We start from the raw sequence: 21095 nt of genomic DNA, 5'->3' as shown, positions 1-21095 counted from the left end.
AAGCGGTATAACAATAACCGGGTGAACAATGGAAAACACATCAACGACCTCGGCAAAACGATCACCCATTGAGTGGTTTTCGTCTCTGCCTACCCTGATCATCCTTCTTCTTACCATTTTCCTTTCTTCCGGCGAGGTCATTCACTCCCAGTTGTTGAAGATCGGTGAGAACACCTGGGATGAGTACTTCCTGCTCCGCGGTGCCGGTGTGGTGCAAGAGCCCACCTGTAACCCGGATCCCAATATCGACGTGGAGCTGCAGAAGGCCGTCGAGAAGAAGAAGGCCCAGATGGAAGCGGATCCGCTGGCCAGCATCTTCGGCACCGACGTGGATGAGGATGCCCTGCGCCATTCGCTGGTGTCGTCCCGTGATATCTGTCGTGGCAAGTGGGAACGTTTCAACACTATCCAGGAGAAGGTCACCCCCGGTGTGATTGCCTTCCGTACCCTGGAAGGCGGCGTGGCCCAGGTGGTAACGACACTGGGTAACTACAAGCGCCTGTTGCTATGTCTGCTGGTGATCATCTGTGCGGCCACCGCCACCCTCAGCCGTCACCATATTTCCCTGCGACCGCCCTCGACTCGCAAGGACCACTACGTATCCACCTTCGGCCAGCTGATGGCCAACTCCATGCTGCTGGTGTCGTCCTTCATGTACCGCCAGGAAGAGATGAACGCCATGGCGGACGGGGTGCAGGTCAATCACTTCTACCTGCACCAGTTCTGGATCGCCGGCTTCACCCTGTTGACCCTGATCAGCCTCTACCAGCTGATTCGCCCGCCCAAGGACATGGAGGAAGGCGGCAGCTGGGGCAAGGCTCTGCTGACCATACCGCTGTACAGCTTCATGTGTCTGAGTGCCGGCAGCCAGTTCATCGAGCAGGGTTACTACCACGGTATCAGCGTCTATCTGGGCATGATGATGGAGCTGTCCACCCTGTTCCTGAGCCTGGCCCTGTATATCTGGATCGGTATGCTGCTGCGCCAGACCAAACTGGCCCACCTGGTGTTCGACGTTCTGCGCCCGTGGCGCATGTCCCCGGAACTGATGTGTTTCGTGGTGCTGGCCGTGGCGGCCCTGCCCACAGCCTATACCGGTGCGTCCGGTATCTTCGTGATTGCCGCCGGTGCCACCATCTACAACGAGCTGGTCCGCGCCGGTGCCCGCAAGCAACTGGCCCTGGCGGCCACCGCCATGTCCGGTTCCATGGGTGTGGTGCTGCGCCCCTGTCTGCTGGTGGTGATCATCGCCGCCCTGAACAACAGCGTGACCACCGATGAACTGTTCACCTCCGGTCTCAAGCTGTTCGGTCTGTCGCTGTTCCTGTTCTTCGTCTACAGCCAGTTTGCCCGCACCAGCCCGGCCCGCATCGCCCCCTTCTCCGAGGCGTTTCCGGCCAGCGTCAAGCGGCTGCTGCCGCTGCTGCCCTATGTGATCATGATGGGGACCGTGACGGTGGTGTTCCGCGACCTGCTGGACACCGAGCTGAACGAGAACTATGCACCGATCATTCTGCCGGTGATGCTGCTGGCCGTGCTGGCTTATGAAAAGACCAGCGAGCTGTTCCTGCACATCTTCAGCGTGGCGCTGGTATTGCTGCTGGGCTACTCCTTCTACCACATGTGGGAAATGAAAGGCCTGCTGGATGCCGGCACCATTCCCCACGGCACCTCCGCTGCGGACATGAAGGACATGCTCTGGGAGCTGTTCTGGCGTAACGGTATCCTGGCGGCGTGCCTGGTGTTCCGTTACCTGGTCAAGACCCCGGACATGGACCCGCACTACAAGCCCGAGCCCGGTGTTGGCGAGAAGCTGGAGTCCTCCCTGCGTTTCGCCACCAACGAAACCACCGGCCACATCGGTGCGCTGTTGATGCTGATGGCCCTGTCGGTGAGCACCGGCGGTATCATCGAGCGCTCCGGCCTGCTGGAAATGCTGCCTGAACACTTCCCGTCGGTCTGGGTGGCCATGACCTTGCTGGTCGTGACCATGGTGATCATCGGTATGATCATGGATCCCTACGGGGCGGTGATTCTGGTGAATGCCACGATTGCCCAGGTGGCCTTCGACAACGGCATTGCACCACTACACTTCTGGATGATTACCCTGGTGGCCTTCGAGCTGGGTTATCTGACACCACCGGTGGCATTGAATCACTTGTTAACACGCCATGTGGTCGGCGATGCGGAAGTGGAAAGCGCCAGGCTGGAACATGGCTCCTTCTTCCGCCGCTACGAGAAGTACCTGCTGCCCATCGCGGTAATGCTGACCTCCCTGTTGATGGTCTCTTACCTGCCGCTGATGTCCGACAGCCTGCACCACTGGCTGTTCCAGAAAATCGCTACCGGCGGCTGATACAGCGCCACATGAAAGGGCCCTTCGGGGCCCTTTTTTTATGTCTCATCGCCGGGCAACCAGGGAGGTTTCGCGGGAGCCTGCCTGCAAGCCGGGTTGTTAGCGGCAAGCACCCACCATCGTCTGGCCCAGGGCTGAATGTCCACGTCCGCCATGCTGCATTTTCATTGCCTGCATCACACCCTGACACACCGAACTACAAAGACCGCGCGTCGTGGTTTTCCATCTTTCTGTAATATCGGATACTGTTAGCGAAGACGCGCTTACAGACAGGATGGCAGACGGAACATGGAAACCGCCAAGGAGCACCGCCGCTACCCGCGCAGCCCCCGGGAAGAGAGCCTCTCTCTCACGCTGTTACCGGCCGGGGCCACATCGGTGGACACCGAGGAACGTCTGTTTCTGACTACCCACGATATTTCCCTGGCCGGCATCTGCGTGGAGTTGCCGGCACCCATCCGCCCGGATACCGATGTGGAGCTGTGGATCGCCATGCTGCACCAGCGCGGCACCTATCATCTGTACGGCACTGTGGCCTGGTGTGCCGCCCCGGAAGGCCAGCTGCTGGCCGGTATCGCGCTGGACCTGGAGCGTGGCGACGGGCGTCTTTGGGCCAGCCAGTTCAACGACCACGGCTATTACCCGGACTGACATGCCCGCCCTGTTCGAACGTGGCAACGCGTATCAGTAAGGCCGTCCCGACTACCCCCCTGCCCTTTTCCAGTGGCTTGCCGAGCACAGCCCCTGTCACCAGCGGGCGCTGGATATGGGCTGCGGCATTGGCCAGGCCAGCCGGGCCGGCCAGCGGCCGCTGGCGGCGTTCAGTAGCACATTGAGAAAGGCATGGGGCCCAGGCCGTCGGCAGGTCCGCTGGCCCCTGCGGGTACGGGCCTGGCGCCGCTAGCTGTGCGGGAAGTGCTCGGCCAACAGGCCGGCAAGCCGGTCCAGGCGGCGGCGACGTCGGGGCAGCCCGAATACGTTGAGCATGCGGGTGGCCCAGGTCCAGGCCGCTGCCAGGGTATCGCCACCACGGCGGGGGATGATGTGCAGATGCACATGGGGCACGTGCTGATTGGCCTCTCGGCCATCATTGACCACCAGATTATGGGCGCGGACATCCAGCCCGGCACGCTTGTGGGCACGAATGGTGCGCCGGGCAAGGTCCATCAGGTGATGGCTCAACGCCGGTTCCAGTTCTTCAAGCAGGGGGGCATGCTGACGGGGAATCACCAGGCAGTGGGCCTCGCGCACCGGAAACAGGTCCAGCAGCACCATGGCCTTGTCATCCTGATAGACCACACTGGCAGGCTGTTTGCCCGCCAGTATCTGACAGAAGATGCAGTTACTCATCGGCCAGCCGTTGCTGCTTGCGGCCCTGGCGATAGAGCTCCAGGGCGGCAACAATCAATGCCACCACCAGCATGGCGAGCAGCGGCCCACCGGCCCGCCACAGGCTGATTCCCTCCTGGGCCAGGCCATCAAACAGGGCCGATACCCAGGCCGGTGCCCATTCGCTATGCTGCGGCGAGACCGACCAGGGCGTGAGCAGGAAGGCGGTCAGTACGGTGCGAAGCGGCACCTTGGCCCAGCGCGCCAACGGGCGGGTCAGCCACCACCACACGAACAGCACACCCATGGATCCCAACAGGTAAGCAAACCATCCCCACAAATAGGCATTCGTCGTCACGATTACTCCAGAAATATCAGTGGCAAGCCCATCAGCTTACCCAGTGAATTATATGCTCTTCCCAGTCGTCCTCGTCCACCGTCAACTCGGACACTACCTTGCCGGTGACACTGATGCCGGCCCGGCGCACGGAATCCGCCCGGCCACTGATCAGTGGATGCCAGCTGGCCAGCGGCTGGCCCGCGGCCCGCAGACGATAGGCGCAGGTACGCGGCAGCCAGTGACTGTCCCGGGCCAGAGCCGGCGTCACCTGGATACAGTCAGGCATTTCCCGGTGGCGGTCCGAATAGACAGTACACTGGCAGCGACGGCTGTCCAGAAAACGGCAGGCGGCATCGGTGAAGGCCAGCTCGCCACTCTCCTCGTCTTCCAGCTTGACCAGGCAGCAGCGGCCACAGCCATCACAGAGGGCTTCCCACTCCTGTTGGTCCAGCTGCTCCAGCGGCAGTTCCCAGAAACGCTCACGCATGGGATCAGCGTTCCCGGGGCGCCGGGTTGTCCGGGTGACCATCGGCCAGAAACAGGTCCTTGTCCGGCGGCGGCGGCATCTGCAGGTAGAAACCCTGCTCACGAATCTTGTCCATCACCCGCTGCACATCCACCCGAGCCAGGGGGCGCTCCGGGCTGAGGATCATGTCACTGACATGCTGGGGCGGGCCAAACTGGCTCAACAGGCCTTCCGGCAGATCCTTGAGGCCCTTCTGGCGCTCCACGTACAGGTACATCTCCGCCTTGCGGCGACTTTTGTAGATGGAACAGAACAGCTTGCCTTCCAGCATTTACAACATCTCCAGCAGAGCATCGGTGACCAGCGACTGGCGCCAGCCGGTGAGCGGTTCGGGAATCCGGTCCGGGTGGCGGATTAGCGCCTCCAGCCAGCGCCGGCGCATCAGTACATCCGGTTTCAGGTTCAGGTCGGCGGCAATGTGGGCGACCCGGCCACGCAGGGCTTTCGCCAGCTTTTTCTGCCGGGCATCCGGCGGGCCCGGCAGTGGCGCCGGCGGCGTCTGTTCACGGCCCCGGGCCATCAGTGACAGCAAGGTGTCACCATCGCGGCGGATCACCTTGGGATGCAGCCCGGCATCGGCCAGGGCGCCGCGATCCTGACGACGGCTGTTGGCCAACTCCAGCAGCTGGGCATCCTTGACCACAAAGCTCTTGGGCAGATCCCGCTGGCGGGCCATGGCATCACGCCAGGCGGCCAGCTCCGCCAGCACCGCCAGGCTCTGGCCCTGCAAATAGGCGGCGCCTTTCACCTGCCGCCAGGCCTTTTCCGGCAGTGACGGACGGCGGGCCTGGTCCAGCAACCGCTGGCACTCTTCCTGCCACCAGTGACGGCGGCCCAGCGTATCCAGGCGTTCGCGCAGGATGGCGGTGACCTCGGGCAGGTACTTCACGTCATCCTCGGCGTAGTGCAGCTGCTCATCGCTGAGCGGGCGTTTGAGCCAGTTGGTGCGGGTCGCACCCTTGGGCAACTCCACCCCCAGCAACATCTGCACAATCTTCTGGTAACCCAGCTGCATATCCTCACCACTGAGAGCTGCGGCAATCTGGGTATCCTCGATGGCCGCCGGGTATGCACCGCTGAAAGCGGCAATGGCTTCCAGGTCTTCCGAGCAGGCGTGCATCACCAGGGTATGATCCGCAAACAGCGGTGACATGGCGGCGGCATCCACCTGCGGGGTGTCAATCAGTCGGATTGACTGGCCGTCGTGCACCTGTACCAGGGCCAGCTTCGGCCAGAAGGTGCGTTCGCGCATGAATTCGGTGTCCAGATACAGGGGGCACCCGGGGGGCAGCTGTTGCTGCCACTGGCGGACAGCCTCGGTGCTTTCGCACCAGATATGAGACATAAAAAACGGCCTTCAACACGGTTGACCCGGCCCCTCGCCGTGAGGGACGGGCAGACATGGCGGGCGCAACAAGCCCCCGATTGGCATCAGCGCCCGATTATACGTGCTGTAGCGCTCAATTTCCCGGCGGTTTTCTGCTACCCTTTGCGCCGCCTTAACATCGCACAGGAATGACCCATGAGCACCAAACTGGTACTGGTCCGCCACGGCCAGAGCGTCTGGAACAAGGAAAACCGTTTCACCGGCTGGAAAGATGTGGATCTGACCGAGCAGGGCCGCACCGAAGCCCGTACCGCCGGTGAGCTGCTGAAGGAAGCCGGCTTCGAATTCGACATCGCCTACACCTCCGTGCTCAAGCGTGCCATCCGCACCCTCTGGAGCATCCTCGATACCATGGACCAGATGTGGATTCCGGTAATCCGCGACTACCGCCTCAACGAGCGTCACTACGGCGCCCTGCAGGGCCTGAACAAGGCGGAAACCGCCGCCAAGTACGGTGACGAGCAGGTTCACATCTGGCGCCGCAGCTATGACACGCCGCCGCCCAAGATGGAACGCGACGATGAACGTTACGCCGGCAACTTCCGCGTTTACAAGGACCTGAGCGAACAGGAAATCCCGCTGTCAGAAAGCCTGAAAGACACCGTGGACCGTTTCGTGCCCTACTTCGAGAGCGAGATCAAACCGCAGATCGAAGCCGGCAAGCAGGTACTGATCTGTGCCCACGGCAACAGCCTGCGCGCGCTGGTCAAATACCTGGGCGATATTTCCGACGAGGAAATCGTCAAGCTCAACATCCCCACCGGCGTGCCGATGGTCTATGAGCTGGATGACAATCTGAAGCCGATCAAGAACTACTACCTGGGCGATGCGGAAGAAGTGGCCAAGGCCGCCGAAGCCGTGGCCAACCAGGGCAAGGCGTAAGCTGCCGGCGTTTGTCTGACGACAAACGTAAAGCCCGGCACGGGGTCCCCCGTGCCGGGCTTTTTTGTGCGCAAATGCTCTACCACCAGCTTGCTCAGCCGGCGGTTTCCGGCTCGCCACCGGCATCATCCTGGCGCCCGGCCTCCCAGGCCGAATGCAGCACCTCATCCCGGTAGGGGTTGATGGCGCCGCGGGCGCTGTTACGGCCTCGCTGATACGCCTCATCCACGCTGTCCGCATCGCTGGCCCGGTCCTGGCGCCAGCGCCCCAATCCGCGCTGCCAGGCCAGACGCAGGTCCTGGCCCACCACTACCATACAGGGCACCAGCAACAGGCTGACCAGGGTGGCAAACAACACCCCGAAGGCCAGCGCAATGGCCATGGGAATCAGAAAGCGGGCCTGCACACTGGTTTCCAGCATCAATGGCGCCACCCCGGCAAAGGTGGTCAGCGACGTCAGCAGCACCGGACGCAGGCGGGTGCTGGTGCCCTCCACCACCGCCTGGTGCAGCGCCACGCCCCGGGCGCGCAGATCATTGATGCCATCCAGCAGCACCAGGTTGTCGTTGACCACCACACCACTCACCGCAATCACACCGACAATGGACCAGAGGGTGACGCTGTAGCCAAGCAGGAAATGCCCCAGGAAAGCGCCCACCAACCCGAAGGGAATGGCCATCATCACCAGTAGCGGCTGGCCATAGCCGCCAAACAGTACCGTCAGCATGAAAAAGATCACACCCAGGGCAATCAGGTAACCGATCGACAACCGGCCGAGAAACTCCTTGATGGCGGCCGGCTTGCCGGCGATGGTCCAACCGGCGTCCGGGTCACTGGCCATCATCGGTCCCAGCACGTTCTTCTCCAGCTGGGCCATGACCTGGCCCGGCGAGGTCAGATGCTCATCCACAAAGGCACTGACCGTGGCACTGCGGCGCCCGTCGTAGTGACTGATCATGGCCGGGGCCTGATGGCGGTGGACCTCGGCCACCGCCGACAACAGGGTCATGTCACCATCGGGCAGTTGCACGGGCAATCGCTCCAGGTCGGCCATGCGCCGGCTGTCCGCGTCCGCCAGGCGCAGCATCACCGGCACTTCCTGGTCGCGTTCGAACCAGCGATCCAGTTCGATACCGTGGAAGGCATGACGCACCTGCCGGCCCAGCTGATCGGCACTGAGACCGGCCATGCGCCCGGCGTCACGCAGCTGTATCTCGACAATACTGCGCTGGGCATGCAGGTTGTTGGCCACCTCGTGCACACCGCTTTCGCGCTGCAAGGCCAGCGCCAGGGTCTCACTCATCTGCTGCAGCCTGGCCAGGTCCGGTTCGAACAGGTTGATATGAATATCCGGCTTTACCTGCATAAGGCTGGCGTGGAACTTCAGGGACAGGGCATCGGGCACATCCCCATGCAGGTGTCGCCAGCGGCTGGCCACATCCCGTGGCGTCATGCTGGCGGTATCGCCCTGCAACGCCAGCGTCACGCGCACCCGGTAACGCGCCCCCGGGTCGCGGGCATTGGAGGTCTTCTGGCGAACCCCCTGCTCGGCAAACACCGAGCCGATGGTGACCGGGCTGGCAGATTGCTCCAGATCCGAGCGCAGTTTGCGGGCGGAATTTTCCAGCAGCCGCACCTCGCGGCCCAGCCGCTCGTCACTGGTGCCCTGGGGAAACACCACATCGGCCATCACTTTGTCGCCCTCCACCCGGGAGAACAGCACCATGGTCAGCCAGCCGCTGTTGACCAGCGCGCAGCAGAACACGAACAGGCCAACAAAGGCGATCACCACCACATAGCGCCATTGCAGGCAGCGGTGCAGCAGCGGGCGGGCCCGGTGTTCCAGCCAGCGTTCCAGCTTCTCGTTGAGCCGGTTGGAAAACGCTTCCGAACGCCCCAGCAGGCCGGTGGCCGGGCGGCTGTGACTGAGATGGGCCGGCAGGATCCACAGCGACTCCACCAGCGAAAACACCAGGATGGCAATGGACACAATGGGGATCACGCGCATCAGTGAGCCTTCTGGCCCCGGCAGGAACAACAGCGGTGCGAAGGCCACCACGGTGGTCAGCACCGCGTAGAGCAGTGGCTTGGCCACCCGTTGTGCGCCGATCACCGCGGCCCGTGGCGAGGCCATGCCTTCCCGGCGCATCAGGTCCACGCTCTCGCCAACGATCACTGCATCATCCACCACGATGCCCAGCACCAGGATAAAGGCGAACAGGGAAATGGTGTTGAAGGACTCGCCCAGCAATGGCAACAGGGCACAGGCCCCCAGCATCGATACCGGAATACCCAGGGCCACCCAGCCGGCCAGCCGCAGGGTCAGGAAGACACCCAGCATCAGGGTAAGCAGCACCAACCCCTGCAGGGCATTGCGCCAAAGCAGGTTGGAACGATCACGGAACTGGCGGGCATCATCATTCCACACCGACAGGCCGACCCCGGCGGGCAGATCAGCGCCCTGCACATAATCGGCCACCTCGTCGGCCACGGTCAGCACGTTCTGCTGACCCACCCGGTAGACATCCAGCGCCACCGCCGGCTTGCCATCCAGCCAGGCCGCCTGGGTGTCGCGGGAAAAGCCGTCGCGCACCTGGGCCACATCGCCCAGACGCAATAGATCGCCCTGGTCGGACTGGCGGATCACCAACCCGCGGTAGGCCTGGCTGTCACGGGGCTGCTCACCGGTCTGCAACAGCCAGTCACCGCGCTCGCTGCGCAACAACCCGCCGGCCACGCGCTGCACACTCTGGCTGGCAGCACGGGCCATACTGTCCAGGGTCAGCTGGTAACGGTAGAGGTCATCGCGGGAGACCAGCAGGGACATTTCCCGCTCGGGCAGGTTCTCGATATCAACACTGGAGATGGCATCACGGTTGAGCAACTGGCGACGTACCTGGTGGGCCAGCCGGTAGAGGTCCTTGCGCGGCAGGGAACCGCTGAGCAGCAACCGCACCACCCGGTTACGCACGATCAGCTCCTGCACCCGCGGGCGATCGGCGCCGCTGGGCAGGGTATCCAGCGAATCCAGCCGGGTGCGGATCTGCTCCATCACATCATCGGTGTCGTGGCCTTCCTGCACGTCCATACGCACGGTGCAGAGCCCTTCACGGGATTCGCTGATCAGCTCGGTGCCGCCCTCCACGTCATCGATGGCATTTTCCACCGGCGTGCAGACCAGCGACTCCACGGTTTCCGGCGTCGCCTGGGGATAAGCCACATAGATGCCGATGCGGTCCAGTGGCACGTTGGGCAGGGTTTCCTGGCGGGTATTGGGAATGGCCAGCACCCCGGCCAGCAACAGGGTCATCATCAACAGGTTGGCCACCGCCGGGTTGGCGGCGAACCAGGCGATGGAACGTTTCATCATTGCTCGTTACCCGCCTTCGCCAGCCCTTCGGTGACCGGCCGCGGGTCGATGCGCATGCCCTCCAGCAATTGCAGGTCACCGGCCAGCACCACCGGCTGGTTACCCGCCAGACGGTCATCCAGATAGACCCGGTCCTGGTCGCGATACAGCACATTGACCGGGTGACGGCGCAGACGCTGCTGATCGTCCAGCACCCACACGGCGCTGTCACCGGCCAGGGCCGAGGCAGGCAGTACCGTGATGCCGGCCATGGGTTTGCCACTCAGCGTGGCTTCCACCAGCACCCCGGGCTCCAGCGGCAACCCCGAGTCGGTATTTTCCACCAGCACGATCAGGGTCATCATCTGGTTACGGTTGAGCCCGCCCTCACGGCGCACCACCCGCCCCTGCCACTGGCCCTGGCGACCGGCAAAACGGCCCTCAAGATGCACCGCCACATTGGCCAGGGAGCTGTCATCACCGGGGGTGATACCCAGCAGAGCCAGCCACTCGTCACGCACCGGCAGGCGTACTTGTACCTGCTGCTCCTGATACAGCTCGGCCAGCGTCATGCCGGCCTGCACATGCTGCCCGACACTCACCTGAACGGCCTTGAGCCGACCGCTCACCGGCGCCACCAACTGTGTCATTTCCTGGTTACGTTGGGCCTGGCGCAGGCCGGCCAGCGCCGCCGCCAGTCGGCTGCGGGCCTCGTCCATTTGCGGCTCGAAACGACCGAGGGCGGATTGGCGACTGGAGGCGCCGGCGACCCGGGCCTTGGCCCGGGTTTCCGCGAGATGAAGGCGTGCGGCGTTGACGCTGTTCTGGCGCGAGGTCACTTCCAGTTCGAAGGGTTCCGGATCCAGGCTCAGCAACACATCACCGGCCTGTACCAGGCCGCCATCCGCCAGGGCCGGCGACACACTCTCCACCCGGCCATTGACCTCCATGCTCAGGGGCAACTGATGGCGGGCGCGAGCAATGCCCTGACTGTGCACCGGAATCACCTGACGGCCCTGCTCGGGGCGCTCGGTGGGCAGGCTCAGCGCCGCGGCGCGAGGCCGCGGCGCCGGCATTTCCGGCGGCACCAGATAGAGGCTGGCCACCGCCGTCACCGCCACGGCAGCAATCACCAGCGTCACCAGCCAGCGTCCCCAACGACCTGCTTTCATCATGCGTCCTCCAGGTGGAACTGCCAGCGCCGCAAACAGGATTTTGCGGTGACCGCCCCGGCGCCCAGGCTTTCATGCAGTTTCATGGACAGGGTCATGCGGCCATTGACGATCAGCACGCCGTTGGCCACCGGATAGCGCGGGCTGCCCGGCGCGCATATAGCCATCACCGCGTCCTCGGGAAAGCCCCCGGAGGCCATATCCACTTGCCAATGGCCCAGGTTGCTGAATGAGCCCAGATGCTGTTGGCCATTGGCCATGCGGTCACTGAGCCAGTTGACGCCGCGGCGGCCGACAAAGCGGCCGATACGCGCCAGATGCCACATGCGCCAGTGAAGATTGGCGCGCAGTTGCCGGCGCAGGCGATCGGCGATTTCCGCCAGCGAGTCCAGACCGCTTACCGAGGTGTAAAAGGCGCTGGACAGGTTCATCTCGTCACAGTCCATGGGCACGGCGCCACGCATGTTTACCGGGTAGAGCCAGCTGCCGCGCACCGGATAGGCCAGCAGGGTGTCATCCACCGCTCGCTGCAGGGCCCGCAGCAGGGCCGCGTTCAGGGAGACCCCGTTCTGTTTTAGGCGCTGTAACAGGGCATCGGTCTGCTCCTGACTCAGACACAGGGTCTGCATGGAAGACGGCTCGTCATGGCCGTCGAACGACCGCCAGGGAATGTCACTGTCCACCGGCGGCAACTCGCCGGCACTGCCCAGCAGCCAGCGCCACCAGGCTGGCGAGCCGCTCTCGCGGCTGACCGGCATGACCGGCAGCGCCATGCCCTGCTGGCGGAAAAAGTGAAACAGCACGCCAATACCATCGTGGTCACGGTGGCGAAAGCGAAAGGACTGCTGGAAATCCCCCTCCGGCTCGAACACCCGCAGGGGAATGCTGTCGTCCACACCCTGGCGGGCACGGGCCTGGTACCACATGCCGATATAGTCGATTTGTGTGCCCATCACAGTCTCGCCACATCCACATAGGGCAGACGTGTGCTGTCCAGCTGTTCACGGGGGTCGCCCTCATAGCTGACCAGAAAATGGTCACTGAGCAGCCGCTGGCGGCGATAGCCCGCTGCCACCCGGGCCAGCGGATCCTGGCTGAAAAAGCCGCACACCAGGGCATCATAACGCCCGTGGAAACACTCCACGGCATGGTCCAGCAAGGCCTGCAAGCGGCGCGGCTCATTGTCGGCCACCACGATACTGTGCAAGGTCAGGTAGGACAGCACGCCGCCGGGCGGCGGCAGGCGCAACCCGCCGCGCAATCGGCTGTGGGTGTTATAGACATGACGCAGTACCCGCAACCCCTTGCGATAGGCCAGCACCCGGGTCTGCTTGATATCCCGCTGGTCCCAGAAGCCCAGTAGACCGCGCAGTTCCTCCCCTTCCCAGAGGCCGAGAAACTGATCACTGCCCATGCCGAAACAGAACGGGTCGCCCTGCTGACGGTCCAGATGCCAATAGGGAAAGAACTGTTTCTTGCTGCCCTCTTCACGCAGCAGTCTGGCGACCGCCGGCCGGTCATAGGGCCCGGTACGACGGATCGACCAGCCCTCCGGCAACCGGGCGCGACGGGCACGGGTGTAGATCAGGCTGGTTTCAATGGTGCCAAACGGATAATAGGTGGGCAGGCCGGCACGGCCACTGGCCACCGTGGACATGGAGGCCTGGTTGTCACGCAGCACCGTGGTCTGCATCCACTCGCCGGGGGCCAGCTGGTTGCGCAACTTGCGGAACATGCGATGTAACAGCGTGCCGTTACGGCAACTCACGGCAATACGCAGATCATGGGCATAGCGGATATTGCGTACTTCGCCATTCACCCACAGTCGCCGCCAGCCCACATTGTAAACCGCCCCGATGGGCCCCTTGCTGGCCGTATCACGGGGTTCGGCCACCCACACATCCGGCTCTTCACAGGTCACACGAGCGCCGCGGAAATAATCCGGGCGCCGCTCGAAATTGAGGGTCACGGCCCCCTGTTGCGGCGTCCCCTCCAGCAGCGACAGGATGGCTTCATTGTCATCCGGCTGGGCCGGTCGAATCACAAAACTCATCACATCCCTCCGGCACGCCGAGTCGCCACATCAGGGTCGCGCAGGGCCATGGGCAAGGCGCCAGGCCAGTATTGCAGCGCCTCGATCTTGATATTGCCCTCGATCATGCCGCGCTGGCGGCACTGGCTCAGGTAGTGCTCATGCATGGACGGGCTGACCACCGCGCGCACCGGGGCCAGCTGGCCGAGATTGCGGGCCAGTTGATAGTGGAAATGGGCCTGCAGGCCCTGGTCCAGGGCCTCGGCCACCGGGCGGGTATCCTGTTCGCGCTGACCCTGCAGCAACAGCAGATAACCGGGCAGTCCCTGGCCGCTGTCGTCCACCGCCACCAGGGACACCGGCGCCAGACCGGGCGACAGGCGCAGGCCATCCAGAGCCTGCTGAACCACCGGCGTGGAGAGTTTCTCGCCCACCAGATCGGTGGTGCCGGCCCGGCCGAGAAACCGCAGACAGGGCACCTGGCCCATGAAATCATCCACCACCACCATGTCCTTGAGGCGATAACGCAGCAGGCCACTGCCGGTGGTCAGCAACGGCATCACCTGCTGGCCCTTTTCCAGCTGCCAGGGGGCGTAGACCCGTTCATCCGTCGGGTCGAGAAACTCGTAGACATGGCTGTGGTAGGCCAGCGGATAACGCCCTTCGAACGGCAGGGTGACCACCCCCTCGGTGGCCCACAATCCCTTGCCCTGGAACTCGGCGCCGGGCAGCAGGCGGTGCAACTGCGCCGCCCAGGGCGCCGAGGCTGCGGTATCCCAGGCACTGACCAGCGCCAGCGATGGCCACAGCCGGGCAAAGAATGCCGGCTCCAGCTGACCATCCCATTGGCGCAGAAGCGCAGCGGCACGCGGGGAGCGAGGACAGTCGTGCATCTGCGCCCCCAGAGCGCCGGCGCCCCACTCGCCACGCGACAGCACCTCGGCCAGCGGCTCGCGCCAGCGCGACAGGGCGCGCAGCAGGCCCAGGCCGAAGGTCGGCGACCACACCGACAACATGCTCAGGCCCTGGTCCGCCGCCAGCCAAGCCAGGGTGGCGAACAAGGAGTCATCGGAGGTCGGCGCCAGCGATACATCCTGGGGCACGCTCTGGCTGGCACCGGCGAGCAGACGTTTGCCCAGCGACATCAACTGCAGGTCGTCATTGATGTCATTGCGCATGGACTCACGCATGTCCGTGGGCACCCAGGACATGGACCAGTAATGGCGGCCAGCGCCAATGCGTGGGCAATGCCGATAGAGATCGGCAATCCAGGGGGTAATGGCAGCGTCCAGCTCGGAGAGAAAATCCCGGGTGTAGGGAATCCACTTGACCGCGGAGGTGGAGCCACTGGTTGGCTGGTAACGGACCACCGAAGAGGCACTCAAACGCCCCTGGCCCTGCTCGCGAGCAAGCACGATGTCCTCGGCCCAGTCTTCATAGTCAGTCACCGGCAGGCGGCTGGCGAAATCCTCCCAGCGCCAGTCACGGCTGACGCCCATGGCCTGCCCCCGTGGCGAGGCCGCCACCTGGGTCAGCAAACGCGACAACTTGTCGCGCTGAACCGCTTCCAGACGATTGGCATCACGACGGAAACGGCGTGCCCCCGGTGAAGCGGCCAGCTTCAGCAATTGATGAACCAGCATTGGCAGTGCCCCCGTGTTTTTATGATTATTCGCAGGCGACGGATGTCCGTGGCAGACGGCTCTTGCGGTCGCGAATCTTGCGCCACAGGGCAAACGGATAACTGAACAGCAGCGAGAAGGTTACCTGACCGATGCAGGGCAGCTCGGTGCCCCGCTGCCAGGACGGGTTGCACTGTTCGAAGAAACGGATTTTATCGTTGTCGGCGCGCATGGTTTCCGTGATGGCCGCCACGTCGGATTTGAGGAAGGTATAGCCGTCACCAAAATCCAGCAATTTCCGGTTTGAACAAAAATAGCCGGGGAACAGTTTGTCGCAATAATCATCCACCAGCGGCGCCAGATGCTCGTTTTTACCCTGATGGTCGGGGTAGTAACGATGGAAGTTGTTGGCCATCAGCAAATAGGTTTTATAGCCCTTGGAAATCAGCAGCCAGAAGAGAGGCTGGTACGGACGTTTCATTTTCTCCCGCACCATTTTCAGGAAAAATTTCACGTGCAGGACGCGACTGCCCCAATACTCTTTTTCGAGAATGGTGTCGCCACTGAAAACACCGATACCCTTTCGCCCTTTTATCTCAAGGTCCACGGTTTTCAGGGTGGAAAAGCCCACGGCGCGACCGCTGTGGCGCTCGAAAACCACAAAGACGCCGCTCTTTTCCTCCATGTCGCGGGAAAATAAATCCAGACTAATGTTTTCGTAGTACTTGGAATATATTCCATACATATTTCTCATCAGAGAAATGGACACTTTGGAGATAGGAATATATTTAGCCCTGAGCTTTGCTTTATTTTCCCGTTGCATTTTTCCGCTCCCTAATTATTTTTATGAGGTCCATCAGGGGAGGGACATATTGTCGATACGCCCCCTTTTTCTTAATGGCGAAAGCGGACAGTTTTTTGTCAAAAGGGGCAAACAAGAACTGGGACATAGTGACAGCACGGACTTGTTGAGACGCTTGTCACAATCAATCAAAACAAAAAAACGTTTCCAGGAAGAAACCGCATGTACACGGAAAACCAGGGAATGGCATATCAGGTTCCGATAATATCGATCCGGTATGCCCGCCGATTTTTACGCTTTCTGCAAAGCCGCGGCATCCACCGTAATGTGGTGCTTGAAGGCAGCGGTATCAGCGAGAAAATGCTCAACGATCCGGATATCTTTCTGTCCATGCGACAGGTGCTGGCATTGCTGAACCAGGGGCGCATTCTGCTTGATGATGATCAGGCCGGCTTTGACTTCGGCCGTGAGCTGGATCTGATGGGCCATGGCCTGCTGGGTTTTGCCCTGCTCGGCCAGCGCGATTACCGCGCCCTGGTCAACATGATCGTGCAATACCTGCGTGTCAGCCTGCCCATCATGGACATGCAGATTGAATGTAATGGCGAGGATATCCGCATCCGGCTGGTGGATGCCTGGGAGCTGGGCGACCTGCGCCCCTTCATGACCCGTGTCTATATGGGTAGCATCCATGCCCTGGCGTCACTGGTATGTCGCAAATTCCTGTTCGAATTCGACTTCCCCGCACCACGAGCTCGGCTTAACGATTCCATGCACCGTGACGGGCTGCAAATCCATTACGGCGCCGACCACAACCAGGTAATGATGCCGCTGTCCGGTCGCGAACCCCGGGATGATGACGCCAACATGGCACGCTACCTGGCCACCGCCCGATCCCGCGAACAGCTGGAAGCGGACAGCAGTATCAAGGTGGTCATGCAGGTGCGTCATCAGGTGCTCAATCAACCCGGCCGTGACAGCACCCTGGAACGGGTAGCCCAGCGGCTGAGCATGAGCTCCCGCTCCATTCGCCGCCACCTGAAAATCGCCGGCTTCTCGTTCAGTGACATCCGCAATGAGATCCGCCAGACCTATGCCACCCGCTACCTGTGCGATACCAGCCTGCCGCTGGACAAGATCGCCGAAAAGCTGGGCTACAGTGACCAGGCCAGCTTCAACAAGGCCTACCGCACCTGGACCGGCAAAACCCCGGGCGAGGTGCGGCGAGCCAATCGACGGGTTACCTGAAAGCGAGTTGACGGGCACTCCCATGCCTGGCCTGTGAAAATCCGTGCAGCCTGCGACTGACTGCACGGATTGACTAAAACGCCCTGACAATCGGTTTTTTCGGGATTTCAATTTGCCGGACCGCCGCCTACCATCGGGGGCATCCTTGTCCGGCCCCCGGGCAACCGACGCTGAAAACAACAATCCGGATTATGCTGATGAAAAAGATACTGAGTGCCGTCGTCACTGTTCTCGCCCTGGTGGTTGCGCTACCCACCCAGGCCGACACCCTGAAACGCAAGATCTGTGTGTTCGATATTGCCGGCAACGTGGGCCCGGTGATGGGCGCCATGAAAGACTGGCAGGCCGCCGCCGTGGGTTGGGGGCTCAATGCCGAACTGATGCCCTACACCAACGAGAAGATTGCCGCCGAGGACCTGAAGGCGGGTATCTGTGATGCGGCACTGATCACCGGCATCCGTAGCCGGGGCTTCAACAAATACGCGGGCACCATCGACTCCATTGGTGCCATTCCCAGCATGGCGCACATGCGCATCGTGCTGCAGGTGCTGGCGAACCCGCGCAGCGCCGCCAAACTGAGCCAGGGCTCCTACCAGATCATGGGCATTGCCCCCGCCGGCGCCGCTTACATCTTTGTTAACGACCGCACTGTCAACACGCTGTCCAAGGCGGCGGGTAAAAAGGTAGCGGTGCTGGAATACGACGAAACCCAGGCCAAACTGGTTTCCCAGGTGGGCGCCACGCCGGTGGCTTCGGATATCACCAATTTCTCCACCAAGTTCAACAATGGCGTGGTTGATGTCATCGCCGCCCCGCTGGTGGCCTACGATGCTCTGGAACTCTACAAGGGCCTGACCCCGGACGGCGGCATCATCAACTATCCGCTGGCTCAGTTGACCATCCAGCTGGTTGCCCAGAAAGACAAGTTCCCCGCTGATATGGCGCAGAAATCCCGCGAATACTTCTACGCCAACCTGGGCCGCATCGAAGAGCAGCTCAACAAGGAAGCCCAGAAAGTGCCGAAGAAGTGGTGGGTGGAAATCCCCCAGGCGGACAAGCAGGAATACGAGGTGATGATGCAGGAAGCCCGTACCCAGCTGACCAAGGAAGGCTACTATGACCCGGATATGCTGACCCTGCTGCGCAAGGTCCGTTGCAAGGTCAACCCGGGCCGGGCGGAGTGTACCCAGTAGCGCCCAGCGACAACGCGATTGAAGCTTGCGCTTCACTGAAAACAAAGAGGCCGCGCCCGGGCAAGGGCGCGGCCTCTTTCATTTCAGCCCGGTAAAGACGATTTACAGGCCCATCTGCTTGGCAATCACTTCGTTCATGATTTCGTGGGTACCGCCACCGATAGAAAGAATGCGGTTGTCCCGGAACAGACGCTCCACCACGGTGCCGCGCATGTAACCGCTGCCACCGAACAACTGCACCGCGTCGTAGGTCACCCGGTCGGCACAGCGGGTCGCCACGTTCTTGGCCATGGACACATCCAGTACGCAGTTTTCGCCGGCGGCAATCTTCGCGGCCACCCGGTAGGTGAATTCGGTGCTGGCTTTCACATCGGTGGCCATTTCCGCCAGCTTGTGGCGGGTGACCTGGAAACCGGCCAGGGGCCGGCCAAAGGCCTCCCGCTCCTTGACGTATTTGAGGGCCTCATCCAGGGCCAGCTGGGCGGTGCTGTTGGCGGTTACCGCCAGGATCAGCCGCTCCATCTGGAAGTTGCTCATGATGCAGTAGAAACCGCCGTTTTCCGGGCCGATCAGGTTTTCCGCCGGCACCCGACAGTCCTCGAAAAACAGCTCGGCGGTGTCCGAAGCCCACCAGCCCATCTTCTTGAGTTTGCGCCCCACGGTGAAGCCCGGCGTGCCCTTCTCGATCAGCAGCAGGCTGATGCCGCCATAGCCCTTGTCACCGGTGCGCACCGCCACGGTGTAGTAATCGGCCCGCACCCCACTGGTGATAAAGGTCTTGGCACCGTTGACCACATAGTGGTCATCATCACGCACGGCCCGGGTGCGCAGATTGGCCACATCGGACCCCCCGTTGGGCTCGGTGATGGCCAGGGCGGAGATCTTCTCCCCGGACAGCACCTCGGGCACCACCTTCTGTTTCATGGCCTCACTGCCCCACTTCCACACCGGCGGCAGGCCGATATCCAGCGACCCGAGGCTGGCACACAGCCCCCCGGAGGAGCAACGCACCAGCTCCTCACAGGCGGCGACCTTCATGAAGACGTCTTCACCGGTGCCACCCAGGGCCTCCGGCGCATTGATTCCGAGGATGCCGGCCTCGGCGGCGCGGGTATAAAGGTCGCGGGGAAACTCGCCGGCTTCTTCCCAGTCATCCACGTGGGGCAGAATTTCGCGTTCCACAAACTTGCGGACGGTCTCGCGGACCATCTGGTGGGTCTCGTTGAAGTATTCCTGTGCGCTCACTGCATTCTCCTTTGATCAACCTAGCGCTTGCTTGGTCCGACCTTAGCAGAAGGCAGGGGAAAAAGGCTATACAGCCGTGTCATGCGGTTCATCCAGGCCGTGATTTTGTTTTTTGTGGGAGCGTGCTTGCACGCGAATGGAGCACCGGGGGAGACGGCCTGGCGCCGGACGTGAAGACCGCCGCCGGCCTGCAGCGCTTGTGGCAGGCCCGTTAGCTCTGGAAAGGCCGCCGACCGCGCAGGGCCTGGGCCAGGGTGGCACCATCAACGAATTCCAGGTCACCGCCCATGGGCACGCCCTGGGCGATGCGGCTGACGCTGACGCCGGCATCCTGGGCCAGGTCCAGCACATAGTGGGCGGTGGCTTCGCCCTCCACGGTGGTGCCCGTGGCCAGGATCAGTTCCTGGATCTGGCCTTCGCGCAGGCGCTGTTCCAGCACATCCAGCCCCAGTTCCCGGGGGCCAATGCCGTCCAGGGGTGACAGCTCGCCCATCAGCACGAAATACTGGCCGCGGAATTCCCCGGACTGCTCAAAGGCCAGCACATCCGTGGGCGACGAGACGATACACACCAGCCCGGGCTCCCGGCGCGGGTCACTGCAGATCGGGCACAGTTCGGCCTCGGCATAATTGCGGCAGCGCTGGCAGTGCTCTACCCCGTCCATGGCACCGTGCAGGGCGTCCGCCAACCGGCGCCCCTCATCACGTCCCCGATCCAGCAGGGCATAGGCCATGCGCTGGGCGGAGCGCGGCCCGACACCCGGCAGGCAGGTGAAGGCCTGGATCAGCTGTTCGACCAGCGGTGCGTGTTTCACAATTTGAAGCCCGGCGGAAACGGGAAGTCCCCGGCCATGTTCTGCATGTTGTCCTGCTGCTGTTTTTCCACCCGGCGCACGGCATCGTTGACCGCCGCCGCCAGCAGGTCTTCCAGCAGTTCCTTGTCTTCGCTCATCAGGCTGTCGTCAATGTTCACCGCCTTGACGTCATGGCGACCGTTCATGGTCACTTTCACCAGGCCAGCACCGGCTTCGCCGGTCACTTCGGCGTTGGCGGCTTCGTCCTGCATTTTCTTCATCTTCTCCTGCATGGCCTGGGCCTGTTGCAGCAGATTGTTCATGTCAAAGTCCATGGTCATCTCCCACACGCGGTTTGACGCTTTCCTCGTCCAGGCGGGCGTCAAAGGTGCTGATCAATTGTTGAATCACCGCATCGTTACGCAGGGTCTCGCGGGCCTCGGCCAGCTGCTGCTGACGACGAGCCTCGGCCAGGGCTTCCGGGGTATCCCCGGCCTCGGCTTCATAGTGAACCTGCAGCTGAATACGGCGCTGGAAATAGTTGCTCAGGGCCCCGGCCAGTTCATCCAGACGCTGGCGGTTCACCAGCACGTCATGGCCATTGCTCAGGCGCAGGGTCCAGACATTGTCCTCACGGCTCACCAGTACCGCGTTGCGGGCCAGGTTGCGCACCGTGCCATCCACGGCCAGCCGCTCCAGCAGGGCCGCCCACCAGGCGCTGACCTCGCCGTCGTGACGGGGCTCGGGCAATGGGGCGATCGGTTCGCGGGGCGCCGACGGCGAGCTATCGGGCTCGCCGGCAGGGGCCGGCTCCGGCTC

The 21095-nt window shown here is 62.6% G+C and carries 20 protein-coding genes; 5 read left to right on the top strand and 15 right to left on the bottom strand.

What is annotated here, in order from left to right; all coding sequences use genetic code 11:
- Window positions 1-28: 28 nt before the first annotated feature.
- Together A11A3_RS13510 and A11A3_RS13505 are read left to right on the top strand one after the other, a co-directional pair.
- On the top strand, window positions 29-2356 hold the full coding sequence (locus A11A3_RS13510) for a TRAP transporter large permease subunit (protein WP_040297217.1): 2328 nt from the start codon (window positions 29-31) through the stop codon (window positions 2354-2356).
- A 288-nt stretch (window positions 2357-2644) separates the two neighbouring features.
- Entirely contained in the window at window positions 2645-3007 is a 363-nt protein-coding gene (locus tag A11A3_RS13505; protein WP_008929873.1) for a PilZ domain-containing protein, read from the top strand.
- A gap of 249 nt (window positions 3008-3256) precedes the next feature.
- On the opposite strand, the gene A11A3_RS13500 is transcribed toward A11A3_RS13505, so the two are convergent.
- Genes A11A3_RS13500 through rnd form a run of 5 tightly spaced genes read right to left on the bottom strand, consistent with a single transcriptional unit; the run spans window position 3257 to window position 5896 of the window.
- On the bottom strand, window positions 3257-3706 hold the full coding sequence (locus tag A11A3_RS13500) for an HIT family protein (RefSeq protein ID WP_008929872.1): 450 nt from the start codon (window positions 3704-3706) through the stop codon (window positions 3257-3259).
- Complete coding sequence (locus A11A3_RS13495; RefSeq protein WP_237738868.1) at window positions 3699-4043, bottom strand: hypothetical protein; 345 nt, start codon at window positions 4041-4043, stop codon at window positions 3699-3701. The genes A11A3_RS13500 and A11A3_RS13495 overlap by 8 nt, the downstream gene beginning before the upstream one ends.
- A 31-nt stretch (window positions 4044-4074) precedes the next feature.
- Window positions 4075-4512 (bottom strand): YcgN family cysteine cluster protein, encoded by a 438-nt coding sequence (locus A11A3_RS13490; RefSeq protein ID WP_008929870.1) that lies wholly within the window; start codon window positions 4510-4512, stop codon window positions 4075-4077.
- 4 nt (window positions 4513-4516) lie between these two features.
- Window positions 4517-4822, bottom strand: a complete 306-nt coding sequence (locus A11A3_RS13485; protein WP_008929869.1) for a YcgL domain-containing protein — start codon at window positions 4820-4822, stop codon at window positions 4517-4519.
- A complete protein-coding gene (gene rnd / locus A11A3_RS13480; protein ID WP_008929868.1) occupies window positions 4823-5896 on the bottom strand; it encodes a ribonuclease D in 1074 nt (357 codons plus the stop codon).
- A 177-nt stretch (window positions 5897-6073) separates the two neighbouring features.
- On the opposite strand from rnd, the gene gpmA reads away from it, so the two are divergent.
- Window positions 6074-6820: a 2,3-diphosphoglycerate-dependent phosphoglycerate mutase gene (gene gpmA / locus A11A3_RS13475; RefSeq protein ID WP_008929867.1), complete on the top strand. Its 747-nt coding sequence runs from the start codon at window positions 6074-6076 to the stop codon at window positions 6818-6820.
- 94 nt (window positions 6821-6914) lie between these two features.
- On the opposite strand, the gene A11A3_RS13470 is transcribed toward gpmA, so the two are convergent.
- From A11A3_RS13470 to A11A3_RS13445, 6 genes are read right to left on the bottom strand one after another with little or no spacing between them, the layout of a single operon-like run.
- Entirely contained in the window at window positions 6915-10190 is a 3276-nt protein-coding gene (locus A11A3_RS13470) for an efflux RND transporter permease subunit (protein WP_008929866.1), read from the bottom strand.
- A complete protein-coding gene (locus tag A11A3_RS13465) occupies window positions 10187-11344 on the bottom strand; it encodes an efflux RND transporter periplasmic adaptor subunit (RefSeq protein ID WP_157375709.1) in 1158 nt (385 codons plus the stop codon). The genes A11A3_RS13470 and A11A3_RS13465 overlap by 4 nt, the downstream gene beginning before the upstream one ends.
- Complete coding sequence (locus A11A3_RS13460; protein ID WP_008929864.1) at window positions 11341-12294, bottom strand: hypothetical protein; 954 nt, start codon at window positions 12292-12294, stop codon at window positions 11341-11343. The genes A11A3_RS13465 and A11A3_RS13460 overlap by 4 nt, the downstream gene beginning before the upstream one ends.
- Complete coding sequence (locus A11A3_RS13455; RefSeq protein ID WP_008929863.1) at window positions 12294-13394, bottom strand: GNAT family N-acetyltransferase; 1101 nt, start codon at window positions 13392-13394, stop codon at window positions 12294-12296. Before A11A3_RS13455 ends, A11A3_RS13460 begins: the two co-directional genes overlap by 1 nt.
- Window positions 13394-15016, bottom strand: coding sequence for a GH3 family acyl-acid amido synthetase (locus A11A3_RS13450; RefSeq protein ID WP_008929862.1), 1623 nt, complete (start codon window positions 15014-15016; stop codon window positions 13394-13396). The genes A11A3_RS13455 and A11A3_RS13450 overlap by 1 nt, the downstream gene beginning before the upstream one ends.
- Window positions 15017-15041: 25 nt before the next feature.
- A complete protein-coding gene (locus A11A3_RS13445) occupies window positions 15042-15818 on the bottom strand; it encodes a hypothetical protein (RefSeq protein WP_040297215.1) in 777 nt (258 codons plus the stop codon).
- Window positions 15819-16040: 222 nt separating this feature from the next.
- Between A11A3_RS13445 and A11A3_RS13440 the strand changes: the two genes are divergently transcribed.
- Together A11A3_RS13440 and A11A3_RS13435 are read left to right on the top strand one after the other, a co-directional pair.
- Entirely contained in the window at window positions 16041-17045 is a 1005-nt protein-coding gene (locus tag A11A3_RS13440; RefSeq protein ID WP_237738867.1) for a helix-turn-helix domain-containing protein, read from the top strand.
- Window positions 17046-17242: 197 nt separating this feature from the next.
- Window positions 17243-18238 carry a putative solute-binding protein gene (locus tag A11A3_RS13435; RefSeq protein WP_008929859.1) on the top strand — a complete coding sequence of 332 codons (996 nt, stop codon included), beginning with the start codon at window positions 17243-17245 and terminating at the stop codon, window positions 18236-18238.
- A 102-nt stretch (window positions 18239-18340) separates the two neighbouring features.
- Here the strand turns inward: A11A3_RS13435 and A11A3_RS13430 are convergent, their stop codons facing one another.
- From A11A3_RS13430 to A11A3_RS13415, 4 genes are all read right to left on the bottom strand, one after another.
- On the bottom strand, window positions 18341-19483 hold the full coding sequence (locus A11A3_RS13430) for an acyl-CoA dehydrogenase family protein (RefSeq protein WP_008929858.1): 1143 nt from the start codon (window positions 19481-19483) through the stop codon (window positions 18341-18343).
- 211 nt (window positions 19484-19694) lie between these two features.
- Complete coding sequence (gene recR / locus A11A3_RS13425; RefSeq protein ID WP_008929857.1) at window positions 19695-20297, bottom strand: recombination mediator RecR; 603 nt, start codon at window positions 20295-20297, stop codon at window positions 19695-19697.
- Complete coding sequence (locus tag A11A3_RS13420; RefSeq protein WP_008929856.1) at window positions 20294-20611, bottom strand: YbaB/EbfC family nucleoid-associated protein; 318 nt, start codon at window positions 20609-20611, stop codon at window positions 20294-20296. Before A11A3_RS13420 ends, recR begins: the two co-directional genes overlap by 4 nt.
- Window positions 20601-21095 (bottom strand): DNA polymerase III subunit gamma/tau C-terminal domain-containing protein (locus tag A11A3_RS13415; protein ID WP_008929855.1); only part of this gene is annotated, 495 nt, incomplete at its 5' end. The genes A11A3_RS13415 and A11A3_RS13420, both read right to left, overlap by 11 nt.

Origin of the sequence: Alcanivorax hongdengensis A-11-3 (genome assembly GCF_000300995.1) — a bacterium.
GTDB classification, from domain to species: Bacteria; Pseudomonadota; Gammaproteobacteria; order Pseudomonadales; family Alcanivoracaceae; genus Alcanivorax; species Alcanivorax hongdengensis.
Note: the sequence above shows the minus strand (reverse complement) of the source record. Positions and strands in the feature narration are given on the sequence as shown.